Origin of the sequence: Algiphilus sp. (genome assembly GCF_023145115.1) — a bacterium.
Taxonomy (GTDB): domain Bacteria; phylum Pseudomonadota; class Gammaproteobacteria; order Nevskiales; family Nevskiaceae; genus Algiphilus.
This window is the reverse complement of record NZ_JAGLEJ010000040.1, coordinates 37931-54381: the sequence shown is the minus strand read 5'-3', so window position 1 is coordinate 54381 and position 16451 is coordinate 37931. Positions and strand designations below refer to the sequence as shown.

The following is a 16451-nucleotide window of genomic DNA, read 5'->3' as shown; positions in this document are numbered from 1 at the left end:
GTGCCGGCTTCATCTAACTAACGTTCGGAGGCTCCCCATGCCAGCTACTCCGTCTTCCTCGAACCGCACCATGATTCCGCGTCTGCCGCGCGAACTGGAGTTCGACGACAAGATTCCCGTGTACTGGGCGAACGGCGATGTCTTCAAGTCGCGCTTCTTCGACGCCTTCTCCACGACGCTGCCGGAAGGCGAGAAGTTCTTCATTGTCTCGCTGCGCCAGTTCAAGGACGAACTGAAGAGTCCCGAGCTCCAGCAGGCGTTCAAGGACTTCGCGCGTCAGGAAGGTGCCCACGGCATGCTCCACAACGCCTACAACGCCCGGCTGCATCGCCAGGGCGCGGACGTGCCCGCAATCGAGTCATTCCTGAAGAAGTTCTTCGCGCAACACACGAGCCTGCTGTCCCCGCGCATGCAGATCACCTTGACTGCCTGCGCCGAGCATCTGACCGCCAGCATGGCGCACTGCCTGCTCGACAGGGGCAGTGATCTCATGAGCGGCGCGGACGAGCGCGTGCGCGCGCTGTACTTGTGGCATGCCGCCGAGGAGATCGAGCACAAGTCCGTGGCCTTCGAGGTCATGCGCGACGTGGCCAAGGTCGGGTACCTGCCCCGCGTCGCGATGATGCTCTACATCAGCGTGCTGTTCAACGCCCTCGTTTTTCCGATCCTCGAGCACCTGCTCCGTGTCGATGGCTGCACCCGCCGCGAGCGCGCCCGGTACTGGGCGCAGGGTCTGTGGTGGCTGTTCAAGCCCACGCGCGGTGGTTTCTTCCGCGATCTGGGCGGCCACTATCTGGCCTGGTTCAAGCCCGGCTTCCAGCCCTGGGATGCGGGCGAGCTTGAAGGCTACGACGCCTGGCTGCGCCACTACCAGGCCCATGGAGACGCGCTCGCCGCCGGCGAAGCCACCTATGCCGAACTGGCCGAAGCGGCGTAGGAGCGAGCCATGAGATTGAAGTCCTTCCAGGGCAGGCTCGCGGTGGTCACAGGCGCCGGCAGCGGCATCGGTCGGGCGCTGGCGCTCGATCTGGCCCGGCGGGGCTGCAGGGTGGCGGCCTGCGACATCCAGCCGGAGGCTGTCGAGGGGACGGTCGCGCTGGCCGGGGGTGCGCGTGGCGATCGGGTCAGGGGTTATGTGTTCGATGTGTCCGATCGCGAAGCGTTCTTCCGGCACGCCGACATGATCAAGGCGGACTTCGGGCAGCCCGCGAACCTCATCGTCAACAACGCCGGTGTCGCGCTCGGCGCGAGCGTGCGGGAGATGCGCTGGGAGGACTTCGAGTGGTTGATGGGCATCAACTTCTGGGGCGTCTGTTACGGCACCCAGGCGTTCCTGCCGCAGCTGATCGAATCCGGCGACGGGCATGTGGTCAACGTGTCGAGCATCTACGGCATGATCTCCGGGCCGCTGACGAGTGCCTACAACGCCGCCAAGTTCGGCGTTCGCGGCTACACCGAGTCGCTGCGTATCGAGATGCGGGCCGAAGGCCTGCCGGTCTCGGTGAGCTGCGTGCACCCCGGCGGGATCCGCACCAATATCGCCAACAGCTCGCGGCTGGCCACCAGTCGCGGGCCGGACCAGGCCGAATTCTCGAAATGGTTCGAACGCATCACGCTGACCACTCCAGCCAAGGCTGCGGCGATCATTGTCGACGGCATCCGGCGCAAGCGGCCGCGGATCCTGGTCGGCCCCGATGCGCATGTGATCGACCTGATGCAGCGCACCCTGGGCATCCGCTACCAGTGGGTGGCGGGTGCGCTGCTCAATCCGCTGATGTACGGAAAATCGAAGAATGCGGTAGCCGCATCGCCGCAACCCGCGCCGCCGGCGGCGGCCGAGAAGCCCGCAACAGAGGCGGAGGCGCCGCGCAAGCGCGCCGCCAAGGCCGCCAAGGCCGCGAAGCCGGCTGCGGGCAGCGCCAGGGCGGAATCGGGAGGCGTGGCCTGAGGCTCTATAGCGGAATCATCCTTGCGCGGAGCAGGGGCATGGCAGACGGCGGAGAAGCACTATGGCAGACGATGTGATGACAACCGATCAGGTCGCCCAGGGCGCACCGGTGCGGGCGAGCGCCAAACGGGGCGCGCGAGGCGGCGGCGCTCGACGCCCCGTTCCCCGGGTGCCGGATCACGAGGTGATCATCGTCGGTGCCGGGATTTCCGGCATGGGCCTGGCGATCGAGCTCCGCAAGGCGGGCATTGAATCGTTCCAGTTGCTCGAGCGCGCGGACGACGTCGGCGGCACCTGGCGCGATAACCGCTATCCGGGCATCGCGGTGGACATCACCTCGTTCACCTACTCGTTCTCCTTCGAGCAGAATCCGGACTGGTCGCGCGTGTTTGCGCCGGGCACTGAGCTGCAGCGCTACGCCCAGCGTGTGGCCGCCAAGTACGGCGTCTATCCCAAGGTCCGCTTCCGGACCGAGGTGGACAAGGCCGTTTTCCTCGAGGATCGGGATCTCTGGGAGGTCCAGCTCAAGGGCGGGGAGCGTCTGTATTCGCGCTTCCTGATCGGGGCCACGGGCGGCCTGATCTCGCCCAAGAAACCCGACATCAAGGGCCTTGAAAGCTTCAAGGGTACCGTCATGCACACGGGTTACTGGGACGACAGCATCGATCTGACCGGCAAGCGCGTCGCCGTCATCGGCACCGGCGCCACGGCGGTGCAGCTCGTGCCGTCGATCGCAACCAAGGTGGCCCAGCTCGATGTCTACCAACGCACGCCGATCTGGGTGCTCAAGAAGCCCGACGCGGAGATCCCGACCTGGCTCAAGTCCGCCTTCCGCACACTGCCGGTCCTGCAGAAAGGCGTGCGCGTCTGCACCGACGTGCTCAGCGAGGCCCTCATGGTGGGCGCGGTTATCTACTACCGGCAGATTCCCGGCCTGGTCCGCTGGGCGGAAAGCGCGGGCAAGAACAATCTGCTCGAACAGGTTCCCAACGATCCCGAGCTGCGTGCGAAGCTCACGCCGAGCTACGGTTTCGGCTGCAAGCGGCCGACCTTCTCGAACGATTACTTCAGGACCTTTACGCGCGATAACGTCGAACTGGTCACCGACCCGATCGAATGCGTCACCGAGCGCGGCATTCGTACCCGCGAGGGTACCGAGCGCGAGATCGATGTGCTGATCACCGCGACCGGTTATCGCGTGTTCGAGAAGGGCAACCTGCCGGCGTTCGAGGTCCATGGGCGAGACGGGCGCGAACTCGGCCAGTTCTGGGACGAGAACCGCTACCAGGCCTATGAGGCGGTCAGCGTGCCCAAGGTGCCGAACTATTTCGGCATGCTCGGACCCTACGGGCTTACCGGCACCTCCTACTTCAAGATGGTCGAGGCGAATGCCATCCATGCCGTGCGCTGCATCAAGGAAGCGCGCCGGCGTCGCATGACGCGGGTCGAGATCGGGCAGGGGCCGCACGAGCGCTACTTCCTGGACGTGCAGCGCCGCCAGCAGAGCACCGTGTTCGTCAATCACAGCTGTGCGTCGTCGAACAGCTATTACTTCGACAAGCATGGCGATGCGCCGATGCTGCGCCCGTCCACGACGATGGAGATGCTGTGGCGGGCCCAGCATTTTCCCATGGAGCACTACAGGTTCAGCCGCGCCGGGGCGGCTCCGGAGGTTGGGTCGCAGGGCCGCGCCGCGGTCGCTGCTGCATAGGTTCGATTCGGACAGGAGAGCATCATGGCACTCGCAAATCGAAAGATCGGCTACGACGAAGTCCTGCCGCGCGATCTCCACTTCGACATGACCGATGTCCCGAAGTACTGGATGAACCGTGATCCGTGGACCACGCACTGGTGGAATGCGCTGCTTGCGGCGGTTCCCGATGGCGAGCGCTGGGTGATGCAGTGCGTGCGCAGTCACATCGTCAAGCTCAAGGACGAGAAGGTGCGCAAGGCGGCTGTCGACTTCATCAAGCAGGAGCACTACCACGCGCGCGAGCACGACATCATGAACGCCGCCGTGGCCAAGCACGGCGTTCCGGTCTCCGAAGTCGAGCAGGCCTTCAAGAACATGCGCGCCTTCCTGCAGAAGATCCTCAGCGACGACATGCAGTTGTCGGTGATGGCGGCCGGCGAGCACTTCACCGGCACGATCTCGGCTGTGTTTGTCGAGCATCCAGAGATCTTCCGCGACTTCGATCCCAAGCTGGGAGCCATGATCGCCTGGCACATGATCGAGGAAACCGAGCACAAGTCGGTTTCGTTCGACGTGTATCAGGACGCCGTCGGCAGCTACTCCAAACGCATTGCCGGCATGATCCTGATGACGGGCATCTTCTTCTCCATCTCCGAATACCAGCGTCTGAAGCTGGTCGCCCGGGATGGCCAATTGTTCAACTGGCGCTCTGCGCTCAAGGCGCTGGACTTCCAGTTCCTCCGCCCGGGTTTCATGCGGCTGCTGGTCAAGCACTACCTGCCGTACTACCTGCCCAGCTTCCATCCCTGGGATCACGACAATCGCGAGGCGATCCAGGTCTGGAAGAAAACCTTCGACGCGACCGGCGACACGATGCAGGCCTTCAAGGCCTTCATCGCGGGGCGGCCGGAGCTAGAGGCCGCGGCCTAGGCCGGGAGCGGTGCTTCTCCGGCAGGGCGGGGCGTCACCGGCGCTGCCCTGCCGGCGGTCGCGCACGTCGAACTGCCTTGTTCGGCGGGCCTACACAATACCAATAAACGAGCGGAGTGCGTTCCATGCCCAAGGTGTCATCATTACGCAGCTACAGTCGCGGCGCCGCAGCGCTGGTCACGGGGGCGGGCAGCGGCATCGGCCGCAGCTTCGCCTGCGAGCTGGCGCGCCGCGGCAGCAGCGTGATCTGTGTCGACCTGCATGCAGAACGCGCCGAACAGACAGCGGCGCTGGTGGATCAGCTCGGCGGGCGCGGCATCGCCTACATCTGTGACGTCGGTGACCGGGCCCAGTTCTCCGAGTTGGCAGAGCAAGCGGACAGCCTGCTGGGCCGGCCGACCACGCTGGTAGTGAACAACGCCGGCGTCGGAGTCGGTGGGCGCATCGGCAAGATCAGTCTCGAGGACTGGCACTGGTGCCTGAACGTCAACCTCTGGGGCGTGATCCACGGCTGCCATTCCTTCGCGCCGCGCTTCCGCGACGCGGGCCACGGCGCCATCATCAACACGGCCTCGGCGGCCGGTTTCGCGGCAGCGCCGGAGATGACGACCTACAACGTCACCAAGTCGGCGGTGCTGTCGCTGTCCGAAACCCTCTCCGCCGAGCTCGCCGGCAGCGGTGTGCACATCAGCGTGTTGTGCCCGACCATCGTCCCGACCAACATCATCAACGAGAGCCGTTTCCCCTCCGAGCGCAAGGGCTTCGCGGCCAAGGCCATGGAGAGATGGGCCTTCACCGACAGCGGCGAAGTCGCGCGCATGACGCTGGACGCCTGTGATCGCAATCAGCTCTACGTGCTGCCCCAATGGGACGGTCGGCTCATGTGGCGCTTCAAGCGCGCCGCGCCCGTCTCCTATGCCCGTGCGCTGGGAATGGGCTACCGACTCGCGGCGGGCTGAAGGAGGAGGGCGGGATGGCCAGTGCCAGCGCAACGGCCGCCAAGGCGACCTTTCGCGCGCTCCTCAAGCGCGACTTTGCATCCGACGAGGCCGCGGTAAGCCACTTCCGCCGCGTGCTCGCATTTCCCTTTCCCGCGCCGGTGCCGCGTGGGCTGTCGGTCAACCAGGTCAGCATCGCCGGCGTGCCCTGCGAGCGGGTGGCGGTGCGCCGCCCCGAGATGACCATCCTGCACCTGCACGGCGGGGCGTTCATCGGTGGCAGGCTGCGGACCTATCGCCCCTTTGCCGGGGGGCTGGCCAAGCGGCTCAAGGCCGAGGTGCTCCTGCCCGACTACCGCCTCGCGCCCGAGCATCCCTTCCCGGCGGCCCCGGAGGACTGCCTGGCGGTGTACCGGAGCCTGCTCGAGTCCGGGGTGGAAGCGAACAAGCTGGTCGTTACCGGCGACTCGGCCGGAGGCAACCTGACCCTGGTCACCTTGCAGACGGCGCGGGATCACGGCATCGCCCTGCCGCGTTGCGGCGTGGCCATCTCCCCGGGTGCGGACGTCAGCGGTCGGCTGCCGAGCTGGCGCGAGAACGACCGGCGCGACGCCATGCTGTCATACGACACGATCCAGATCATGGCCAGGGCCTACCTGGGCGAGCACCCGCGCGACGACCCGCGTGCCTCGCCGCTCTACGGCGACTTCACCGGGCTGCCACCGCTGCTGCTGACGGTCAGCGACCAGGAGTGCCTGCGCGACGATGCCTACGCCGTCGCCGCCAAGGCGCGCGCACAGGGCGCGCGCGTGGAGATGCTGACGCGGCCAGACCTGCCGCACGCCTGGCCGGTGCTGAACGCGCTGATCCCCGAGGCGCGCGAGGACCTGCGGCGCATGGCCGACTTCATCGACAATCCGGCCTGAAGCCTCTGTGGCTGCGCCCGGAGGTTTCCTGCGCGATGCCGGCGCCCGCGGACACCCTCCGGAGCGTCATCGCTCCAGGGAATCTTCGTCACTCTCGTGCCGCATCGCAACATTGCATCCAAGCCTTGGACAGTGACCGAAGGAATGTGCTACGGTCAGCCTATCAAGCGTTTGGCAGGCGGCCTTAGACGCAAGAGCATTCTGAGAGTTACCCAAGACGAGGAGGAGCAAGGTGCATATTTCACACAAGTTGGTGCAGTCCATGCTGTGCGCAGGATTGCTGACTGCTGTCGCGCTGCCCGCCGCAGCCAAGGCGCCGCCGGATGAGGTCGCGAAGCTCGGCGAGGAACTGACGCCGGTCGGTGCCATCCGCGCCGGTAACGAGGACGGAACCATTCCGGCATGGGAGCCTCGTCCGCAGGAGGGTCCTCTCAAGGGCTTCTGGCCGAGCTATCCGGACCTCGAGGCGGAGGAGCCCAAGTTCACGATCTCCGCAGAGAACATGGACAAGTACGCCGACAAGCTCACGCACGGGCACAGGGAGCTGCTCGAGCGCTATCCGGATTCCTACCGGATGAATGTCTACCCGAGTCACCGCATCGCGAACTTTCCCCAGGAGATTCTCGACGGATCCATCGAGAACGCGGACAGCGCGGTGCTGGATACCATCGACGAGCCGCGCAATGCGTCTCTCGGCTTTCCGTTCCCGATTCCGCAATCGGGCGCCGAGCCTATCTGGAACCACAAGACGAAGTACCGCGGCGCCTCGGGTCGGCGCTACAACAACCAGATGATCGTTCAGCTCGACGGCGAATACACGTTTACCAAGATCGTCGAGGACGTCAAGTTCTTCTACAACAACATAGAGATCGAGCCACCGCTCGAGCTCGAGCCGGGCGTGACGTCGATCAAGTACGTCTCGGAGATCGTGGCCCCGCCAAGGCTGGCCGGCACCTTCATCCTCGCGCACGAGAAGGCGGGCACCGGGCCTCAGGGGCGCTCTGCCTGGCTGTATTCCCCGGCCCTCAAGCGTATCCGGCGTGCGCCCGCGGTCTGCTGCGACAACCCTTACGAGGGTACCGATGGCCACCAGTTCTACGATCAGGTCGACATGTTCAACGGCGTGCTCGAACGCTTTACCTGGAAGCTGATCGGTCGGAAAGAGATGTACATCCCGTACAACTCGTACCGGATCGCCGGCAACAAGATCGAGTACGCCGACATCGCGCACCCCCGGCACGTCAACCCGGAGCTGCCGCGCTACGAGCTGCATCGCGTCTGGGTGGTGGAAGCCGAGAACCGGCCCGACCTGCGTCACACGTTCGGCAAGATTCGCTTCTACCTTGATGAGGACACCTGGAACATCGTCGCACGCGACAACTATGACCATCAGGGCCAGTTGATGCAGTTCCAGGAAGGGCATCTGCTCTACGGCTCCAACATCATGGCGAGCACGACGATCCCCGAAGTGATCTACCACTTCAACAGCGGGCGCTATTTCGTCACCGCGATGGCCAACGAGGACAAGCCGTTCGATGCCACCGTGGATTTCCCGGACGGCTACTTCCAGCCTTCAGCCATTCAACGGCGCGCTGCGAAGTAAGCGGCGGCTGGAGGGGCGTTCCATCACGGTCTGCCCGCCAGCGAAGTGGTGCTGCGGGCGGGCACGGGTGATCGAGGCGCTCCGATGGGGGCAATCGGGGCGCCCGGTTGTCGACCTGACTTGACTGGTGAAGGTTTCGCGGCAGACGCAGCCCGCAACAAGATCGATCCATAACGATCCGGGGCATTTTCGAGGAGGAGACACAACGATGACGATGAAGAGAACGGGGCGGGTGGCCGCAGCGGCGCTCGTGTTCATGGTCTGCACCAGCGCGTCAGCGCGCCAGTTCGACATTGACCTGCTCGGACAGGACGTTACGGCGATTCTGAACAACAGTCTCACCGCGGGGGCGCAGTGGCGCCTCCATGACCGCGCGGGCTACCTGGTTGGCAAGGCCAACCGCAACCCGGACGTTTGCACTGGTGTCTTCCAGCTCTGCCAGGGCGTGGTCCGTGACCAGATCTATCCGGCCGAGCGCTTGCGCGACGCCCCGGGCCAGGCCTCGATGAACTTCGACAACGGCAATCTGAACTATGACAAGGGCGACATCGTTCAGGCACCGATCGTCCTGAATACGGACCTGAAGCTCCGCTTCTTCGGAGACTGGGAGCTGTTCGTGCGCGGGCGCGGCGTCTACGACCCGGTCAACTACGACTTCGTGGAGACGCATCCGAACAAGACCACCCCGGAAAACTTCGATGAGGTGGTCACGCGTGGCGATCCCTTCGGCAATCGCTATTTCGATGCGGTGCTCGCCCGGGGGGCGCTGGTGCGCGAAAAGCGATCGGACGAGATCGCGGATGAGTACCGGTTCTACGATCTGCTCGACCTGCATCTTACCGTGCCCTTCACGCTGCCGCTGGTGGATCAGGACGTCACGCTCCGCGTCGGCAAGCAGGTCGTGAACTGGGGCGAAAGCACGGTCGCGGTCATCAACAGCCTGTCCCAGGCCAATCCGGTGGACGCCACCAACATCTTCCGGCTTGGCAATGCCCTGCTGGAGGACCTGTTCATTCCGGTCAACATGGCCAACGTGTCCTCCTATCTGGGAGGCAACGTCACGCTGCAGGCCCACTACGCCTTCGAGTGGCAGCCGGTGGCCATCCCGGCACCCGGCACCTTCTTTTCCTTCCTGGATGCCGGAACGAACAACCTGGGCGATGAGCGCCTCAACGCCAGCTTCGGCCAGGCGACGGATGACCCGGATCAGCTCGGCACGGCCATCGCCAACCCTCTCGGCCTGGTGTCTTCGACCACGCTCTCCGTCGGTCGCAGGCCCGATGACGAGGCGCGCGATGGCGGGGAGTACGGTATCAGCCTGAAGTACTACGCCGACTGGCTGAACTACGGCACCGAGCTGGGCTTCTACTTCATGAACTACCACTCCAAGCTGCCCTATGTGGACGCCTATGCAGCGAACGCGAGCTGCATGCGTGCGGCGGGCAACCCGCAGGGGCGGAACGCCGAGAACACCATAGAGATCCTCACGCTCTGCCCGAATCTGGCCCTGGTGACGGGTGACAGCTATCCGCGAGGGGTCCTTCAGGCGGTGAACGATATCGCGGGCCTGCTGACCGCGCGGCCCGAGGTGCTCGGGACGCTGGGGCTTGTTGACAGCACGCCGCTCGACGCCATACCGGGAGTGGCGAATCTGCTGGTTCCGCAGCCGGGCCGGCCGAATAGTGAGGTCATTCCGCTGGACACGGCCGAGTTCCAGCTCACCTACCCGGAAGACCTCAAGATGTTCGGGTTCAGCTTCAATACCACGTACGGCAACTATTCCTTCCAGGGCGAGCTCGCGTACCGACCCGACCAGCCGCTCCAGGTCGCGCTGGTGGACGTGCTGTTCTCGGCGCTGCAGCCCACGCTCGGACACTGCAACGGCCCCGACGACGGCTGCGACGGAACGGTCGGGGCCGTGGGCTTCGGCGAGGACAGCGGAGGAACGCAGCTCGGAAACGGCCAGAACATCACGGGCCAGTACTTCGTCTACGACGGCAGCGACGCGACCGACGCCAACGGCAATACGTATTTCAATGACACCAGCTTCCTGCTCCTCGCCGGCGTTCCGTCACCGGCGCGCTCCTTTCCCAGCTTCCTGGTCCCGTATCGCGGCGGCACGCTCGGCGACGATCCGGCACCCAACAGTCGCATCCGCGGGTGGGAGGAATTCGACGTCGCGCAGTACACCCTGGGCGCAACCCGCCTCTACAGCCGGTCGGACTGGCCATCCCGGCTGATCGGCGCCGACCAGGTGCTGATGGTCTACGAGCTGGCCGCGACGCACGTGCTGAACATGCCGGCATTCCACGAGCTGCAGCTCGAAGGCCCGCTGACCGCGTTCACGCACGCGTCGGCCGGCGCCGACGGCAGCGGTGCGGACGGTTCGCAACTGGCCTGTTCGGCGAACATCGCCTGCACGATCGGCCCGGACGGGATCCGCTTCAACCCCTTCCAGGCGCCGCGGGATGCCTTTGCCGACGAGTTCTCGACCGGGTACCGCGTTGTATCGCGCATCCTCTACGAGTCGGTTCTGCCGTCCATCAGCATCGCACCGCTGCTGCTCTGGCAGCACGATGTCTACGGCAATTCGCCGGCTCCGTTGTTCAACTTCGTGGAGGGGCGCTACTCGCTGACTTCGATCCTGGAGTTCCGCTATGAAAAGGCGCTCACCTTCAACGTGGTCTACAACCTCTACGGGGGCGCCGGTGAGAACAACCTGATGGCGGACCGCGACAACCTGGGCTTCTACGTCAAGTATCAGTTCTGACCGGGGGAGAGTCATGAAAGAGATCGTGAAACTGAATTTCTGGCGCAGCGCGCCATCCGGCGCCGTATCCGGTACCGATGAAGCGCCGTGCCACGCGGGCATCCGCGCAGAAGCTGCGTCGCGGTCGCGAAAGGCGCCGAGGCTGACCGGTGCCGCCGGTCTGCTGGCCGCGGCGCTGGCGCTCGGCTGCACCGATCCGGACAGTCCCAACGGCGGCGGCAGTACCGGCTTCGCCAGGGCGCCCGAGCAATGCGCGCCCGGCAACGCCTTCGAGCCCCTGCGCGCGCCGCGGGCCGTCCTCGAGACCGGCATCAGCGGAGTGTGCGCACTCTGCTCGGTGATCGACGCGGAGGCCGCGGTCGACGACGATCCAACGAACTTCGCGACCTTCAACGTGCCCGTCTCGGTGGCCGGCACGACCTTCCTGTCCGTCTTCGATACGGCGCGCACGCACCCGCCTGGCAGCCGGATTGCTGTCGCAGTGGCTGGCGAGGAAGACGCGATCCCGCTAACGATCGGACTGAACCAGCAGATCAGGATCACGACCTTTCTGAACGGAGAGGAGCAGGAGTCGAGCACGCCCGACGCGGGGCAGGTTCCGATTACGCTGAGCCTGCTCGACCTGCCCACGATCCTCCCCACGCCGAGCAACCCCGGGCGGCGCACCGTCGGCGGGACGCTCAGCAAGGAATTCGATGAGGTGCGAGTGGATTTCGGTGGCGGCCTGCAGGTGCTCAATGCGTTGCGGCTGTTCGAGGTCTGCGTGAGAGACGGCTGATTGCGGGAAACCGCAGCGCTACCCCCTCGATGTGGTGCGCGGATCCGGCGTGTCCGGCCGCGTGATGGAACCTTTGTCTCCCGATGCGGGCACGGTCGGAAACTAGCCAGAATTACTTGCGGAGATCATGAATGCACGGTGAGCTAAAGGGCGGGTTCGCGAAGTGGTACGTGGACACCACCCTCCCGATCATCTTTCACAAGCGCGCGCGGCTGCTGATAGTGCTGTTGCTGACGACGCTCTTTCTCGGCTGGCACGCCACCCAGCTGAAGCTGGACGCCGGCTTCGAGAAGCAGCTTCCGCAGGGGCATCCCTACATCGAGACCTTCAAGGAATACCAGCGCGAGTTCGGCGGCGCCAATACGGTGTTGATGGCGGTCATGCAGAAGCCGGGGAACGGCGACATCTATCAGCCGTCCTTCATGAAGACACTGCGCAAGGCTACCGACGCGATGTTCTTCCTCCCGGGGATGGACCGATCGCGCGTCAGCTCCATCATGACGCCGGATGTGCGCTACCTGGAGGTGGTCGAGGGCGGGTTCCGCGGCGGCGATGTCGTGCCGGCGGATTTCAAGCCGACGCCGGAAATGCTGCAGAAGGTCCGGAGCAATGTGGAAAAGGCCGAGGTGATCGGCCGGCTCGTGTCCAACGACGAGCGGGGCGCAATGATCATCGGCGAACTGATCGAGCGCGATCCGGTCAGCGGAGAGAAGCTGGACTACTTCAAGACCGAGGGCCGGCTGGAACAGATCCGGCAGCGCTTCACCAGCCCGAGGATGTGGGAGTACCGGCTTCGCGAGGATTTCCCGCCGCTCAAGGCCGGCGACGTCGCGCACGTTTCGTACAGCGATCCGACCGGGGTACTGTTCCGCTTCTCCGACGTCGAGTTCCGCTACAAGGATGAGAGCGGCGACTTCGCCATGGCGACGCTCTCGGGTAGCGACTTCAAGGTGCGCGAGGCCGACAACCCCGACTACAACCCGTCGATCAGCATTCACAACATCGGCTTCGTCCAGATCGTCGGCGATATCGCGGAGAAGTCCGGCGAGGTCGTCGGCTTCTTCGCCCTGTCGATCCTCTTGGTCTGGATCGTGCTGGCGATATACACCGGGTCCTGGCTGGTTGCGCTACTGCCGCTGTCCTGCGGACTGCTGGCCGTGGTGTGGGAGCTGGGCCTGCTGCACCTGTTCGGCTACGGGCTCGACCCCTTCGCCATTCTCGTGCCCTTCCTGGTGCTGGCCATCAGTACCTCGCACGGCATCCAGATCACCAACTTCTGGCTGCTGGAGATCGCCAACAAGCAGCTGGACAGCTACGACGCCGCGATCGGAACCTACAAGCGCCTGGTCATTCCCGGCATCACCGCCCTGATCACGAACTTCATCGGCTTCGGCACGCTGCTGTTGATTCCCATCGGCATTGTCCAGGAGATGGCGATCAACGCCTGTTTCGGCCTGATCGCTGTGGTGGTCTGCAAGAAGTTCCTGCTGCCCTGTCTTCTGTCGTACGCACCCATCCGCAATCCCGAGAAGTTCCGCCGTCACCAGCATCGCCGGGACCGCGCGCTCGCGCCGCTCTGGCAGCTGGCGTCGGCCGTGATCCTCAAGCGCACGGCGGTCTTCGTGCTGCTGGCCACGGGCGTGGCCTGGGGCATTTCGCACCACATCAACCGTGATCTGGCCATCGGCGAATTGCACCCCGGCACGCCTGAGCTGCGTACCGATTCGACCTATAACCGCGACACGGCCGCCATCGTGGAGAACTTCTCCATCGGTGTCGATTTGCTGAAGATCATCGCCGAAACCGGGGCCGACGCCTGCATCGACCATTCCGTCGTCGGTCTTATCGACCGTCTGGCCTGGCGCATGGAGAACACGCCCGGCGTGCAGTCGACGCTGTCGCTGCCCAAGATGCAGAAAGTCGTCTACAACGCCTACAACGAGAACCACCCCAAGTGGAACGTGCTGCCGCGCGAGCCGGGTGCGCTGGTGGTGACGGTGCAGCCGTTCCCGAGCTCGACCGGTCTGCTCAACACGGATTGCAGCGCAATGCCGCTGTTCGTGTTCACGGCGGACCACAAGGCCGAGACTATCGACACCGTCATCGAGTCCTTCGAAGCCTTCGTAGACGAGATGCCCGAGGATGCGCCGGTGACCTTCGAGCTGGCGACCGGCAATGTCGGTGTGATGGCAGCGGCGAACGACGTGGTCGAGTCCACGGAGCTCACCGTGTTGTTGTGGCTCTATGCCGCTATCGGCCTCAGTATCTGGGTCTCCTTCCGCAATTTCACGAGCGTGATCTGCATCCTCACGCCGCTCATCATCGTGTCGTCGGTCTTCATCTACACGGTGATGGTCTTCCTGGAGATCGGGCTGAAGGTGACGAACATCGCCACGGTGGCTTTCGCGGCCGGCATTGCTGTCGACTACGGCATCTATATCTATTCGGTGCTGGAGGAGAACGTGAAGGAGCGGGGCATGACCATGCGCGAAGCCTATGCCGATGCGCTCGGTCAGACCGGCAAGGCCGTGGTCTTCACCGCGCTGGCGCTGTCGGCCAGCGTGGCCACCTGGCTGTTCTCCGGGCTTCGCTTCCAGGTGGATATGGGCATCATGCTGAACCTGATGATTCTCGCCAACGCCGTCGCCGCCATCTTCATGCTGCCAGCCTTCGCGGCCTTTCTGCTGCGGCCGCCACGAACGCCACCGGCTGAGTCCGACGCGGCCTCGTCCGAAGCGGACTCGAAGCCGGCATCGAGCTGATGGATAAGCGAGGCCGCGACCAGGGCCCCGGGTCGACGACAACCATAGCAAGTGAGCAATATTCCGTGACCAAGCATATGAACAATCTGATGGGCAAGCTGATGTGGGTCGTGGGCACGGTTGCAGCTGCAGTCGCGGTGGCCGCACCGGCGTCGGCGAGCAAGCCGACGCCGGCCGCGCTCGAGCCGCTCGCCACCGAGGCGCACATCAACGATGTGGCCGCAGCCGGTGAGAGGCTGATTGCCGTCGGCGAGCGCGGCATCATCCTCAGGTCCGAGGACGGTGAGCAGTGGACACAGGTTCCTTCACCTGTGAATGTGATGCTCAATGCCGTGACCTTCGCGGACGATCGGCACGGTTGGGCGGTCGGCCACGACGCCAGCATCCTGCACACGGCCGACGGCGGGGAGAGCTGGTCGGTGCAGGCCTATGGCAGCAATGGCGACGGCAACCCGTTCCTGGACGTTCTGTTCACGGATGCGGCGTCGGGCTACGCCGTCGGCGGCTTCGGGATGTTCATGGTCACGCAGGACGGCGGCAGGACCTGGAGCGACCTAGCCGATCCCACCCTCAGTGAGCGCGGGGTCCATCTGTACGATCTGCTGCAGCTGCCCGATGGGACCTTCGCGCTGGTCGGCGAGCTGGGGCTGGTGGCCACCTCGCCGGATGGGCTGAGCTGGGACATTCTCGATGCACCCTACGAAGGGTCGCTCTACGCCGCCCTGCCGCTGGGGCAGCGGGGGCTGCTGATGGTCGGCATGCGCGGCAACGCGTTCCGCACAGAGGATCTGTCCGAGCCGCAGTGGGAGGCCGTACCAACAGGCATCGAGAAGCCGCTGTTCGACCTGGCGCGTCTGGGCAACGGGCGGGTCGCGGCTGCTGGAAGGAGCGAGCAGGTGGTGGTGCTGGAAACGGGCAAGGCGCCGTCACGTCTCGAGCTGGCCACGCGATCGGGCGGTGTGAGAATGGATGATACCTTCACCGTGTTGCTGCGCTGGAAGGGCCGGCTGTACGCCGCGACCGACAGCGGGGTTCAGCCCATCGCGGCGCTACGCTGAGAGCTTGTGAAGAGCGCGTCCCGATTGACGGGGCGCGTCATGACTCGCGAAGCGAAGCAAGGGGCCTGTGTTGAATGGCATCGCTGGCTGCGAGCCGTCGCCGAAGCGCGGGATGTCAGGCGCAGGAAGCAATTCACCAACTCCGCGGCTGGCGGAAGTCCACGCCAAGCCATCCGCGCCAGGGCGTTTCATCGCTCTTGCGCCACGCCTCTGGCTAGCGCCGATGACAGAAGGACGGCGTCGCTTGTGGATTGAGCAGGACGGCTACGGTTCTTCGGCCGCGGTGGCGGGGTTCGCAGCGGTATCGCTTCCCCCCTGGGCGGCATACCGCGCAACGAAGGCGCGGAGCTTACGCGCGTGCAGCAAGCCGAAGATCCGGTTGATGGCCGGGACGACGCGTTCCATGATTCCCGGAATCTCGTCGTCGCGCAGATTGTCGAGCAGGGTCTGGAACATGCGCAGCTCCTGATCGAACAAGACGTCGGCGGACGCCTGCACGATTTCGATATGTTGCGGCGAGAAGCCGCGCTCGGCGCTCATGCCACTCTGGCGCAGAATGGCGAACTGACGGAGCAGGTCCTCTTCATCGCGCGTCAGTGGCTCGTCTTCGGAACGAATGAGCCCCATGTCCAGCAACTGGTCGTAGTCGTCATCGCTCAGCCCCAGCGCGCCCGCAAGCCTACGTCCGGGTGGGCGCGGGAGGCTGCGACGCGATTGCGTATCCATTTCGGCCAGGACACTGGCAAAAATCTCGCGCTGCCGCGAAGTGAATTCGTATTCCTGGTCGTTGTTGAGCAGCGACTTGATCGCCTTGAGCGGAAGGAACTGCTCGTCCTGAAGCACGCGGATGAGCTTGATCAACTCCAGGTGCCGGTCGGAATACCACGCCATGTTCCGGGCGGTGCGGTGGGGCGGCGGAAGCAGGCCTTCGCGGATGTAGTAGCGCACCGTTTCGCGGCTGGCGCCACTGCGCTTGACCAGTTCCGCCATGCGGTAAGTGGCTTTCTCGGCCATGTTCGAGTCAGGCTACCGAGCAGCGTTCATG

Annotated in this window: 12 protein-coding genes; 11 read left to right on the top strand and 1 reads right to left on the bottom strand. The window is 64.8% G+C overall.

Annotation, left to right across the window (positions count from 1 at the left end; genetic code table 11):
- Positions 1-70 precede the first annotated feature (70 nt).
- The 11 genes from KAH28_RS13810 to KAH28_RS13760 all read left to right on the top strand — a co-directional run bounded on the left by KAH28_RS13810 (position 71) and on the right by KAH28_RS13760 (position 15406).
- On the top strand, positions 71-937 hold the full coding sequence (locus tag KAH28_RS13810) for a metal-dependent hydrolase (RefSeq protein WP_290577556.1): 867 nt from the start codon (positions 71-73) through the stop codon (positions 935-937).
- A gap of 9 nt (positions 938-946) precedes the next feature.
- A complete protein-coding gene (locus tag KAH28_RS13805; protein WP_290577554.1) occupies positions 947-1948 on the top strand; it encodes an SDR family NAD(P)-dependent oxidoreductase in 1002 nt (333 codons plus the stop codon).
- A gap of 61 nt (positions 1949-2009) precedes the next feature.
- A complete protein-coding gene (locus KAH28_RS13800) occupies positions 2010-3659 on the top strand; it encodes an NAD(P)/FAD-dependent oxidoreductase (RefSeq protein WP_290577552.1) in 1650 nt (549 codons plus the stop codon).
- Between the two features lie 24 nt (positions 3660-3683).
- The gene (locus tag KAH28_RS13795) at positions 3684-4571 is read left to right on the top strand and encodes a metal-dependent hydrolase (protein WP_290577551.1); all 888 of its coding nucleotides are present in this window, start codon (positions 3684-3686) and stop codon (positions 4569-4571) included.
- A 125-nt stretch (positions 4572-4696) separates the two neighbouring features.
- A complete protein-coding gene (locus KAH28_RS13790) occupies positions 4697-5530 on the top strand; it encodes an SDR family NAD(P)-dependent oxidoreductase (protein WP_290577549.1) in 834 nt (277 codons plus the stop codon).
- Between the two features lie 14 nt (positions 5531-5544).
- On the top strand, positions 5545-6435 hold the full coding sequence (locus tag KAH28_RS13785; protein ID WP_290577547.1) for an alpha/beta hydrolase: 891 nt from the start codon (positions 5545-5547) through the stop codon (positions 6433-6435).
- Positions 6436-6697: 262 nt separating this feature from the next.
- Positions 6698-8038 carry a DUF1329 domain-containing protein gene (locus KAH28_RS13780; protein ID WP_290577801.1) on the top strand — a complete coding sequence of 447 codons (1341 nt, stop codon included), beginning with the start codon at positions 6698-6700 and terminating at the stop codon, positions 8036-8038.
- 208 nt (positions 8039-8246) lie between these two features.
- Positions 8247-10808 carry a DUF1302 family protein gene (locus KAH28_RS13775; RefSeq protein WP_290577545.1) on the top strand — a complete coding sequence of 854 codons (2562 nt, stop codon included), beginning with the start codon at positions 8247-8249 and terminating at the stop codon, positions 10806-10808.
- Between the two features lie 13 nt (positions 10809-10821).
- Entirely contained in the window at positions 10822-11586 is a 765-nt protein-coding gene (locus KAH28_RS13770; protein ID WP_290577543.1) for a hypothetical protein, read from the top strand.
- Positions 11587-11717: 131 nt separating this feature from the next.
- The gene (locus KAH28_RS13765; protein ID WP_290577541.1) at positions 11718-14348 is read left to right on the top strand and encodes an efflux RND transporter permease subunit; all 2631 of its coding nucleotides are present in this window, start codon (positions 11718-11720) and stop codon (positions 14346-14348) included.
- A gap of 77 nt (positions 14349-14425) precedes the next feature.
- Positions 14426-15406 (top strand): YCF48-related protein, encoded by a 981-nt coding sequence (locus KAH28_RS13760; protein ID WP_290577540.1) that lies wholly within the window; start codon positions 14426-14428, stop codon positions 15404-15406.
- 264 nt (positions 15407-15670) lie between these two features.
- Here KAH28_RS13760 and KAH28_RS13755 read toward each other — a convergent pair whose 3' ends face one another.
- Positions 15671-16420: a MerR family transcriptional regulator gene (locus KAH28_RS13755; RefSeq protein ID WP_290577539.1), complete on the bottom strand. Its 750-nt coding sequence runs from the start codon at positions 16418-16420 to the stop codon at positions 15671-15673.
- Positions 16421-16451: the final 31 nt, after the last annotated feature.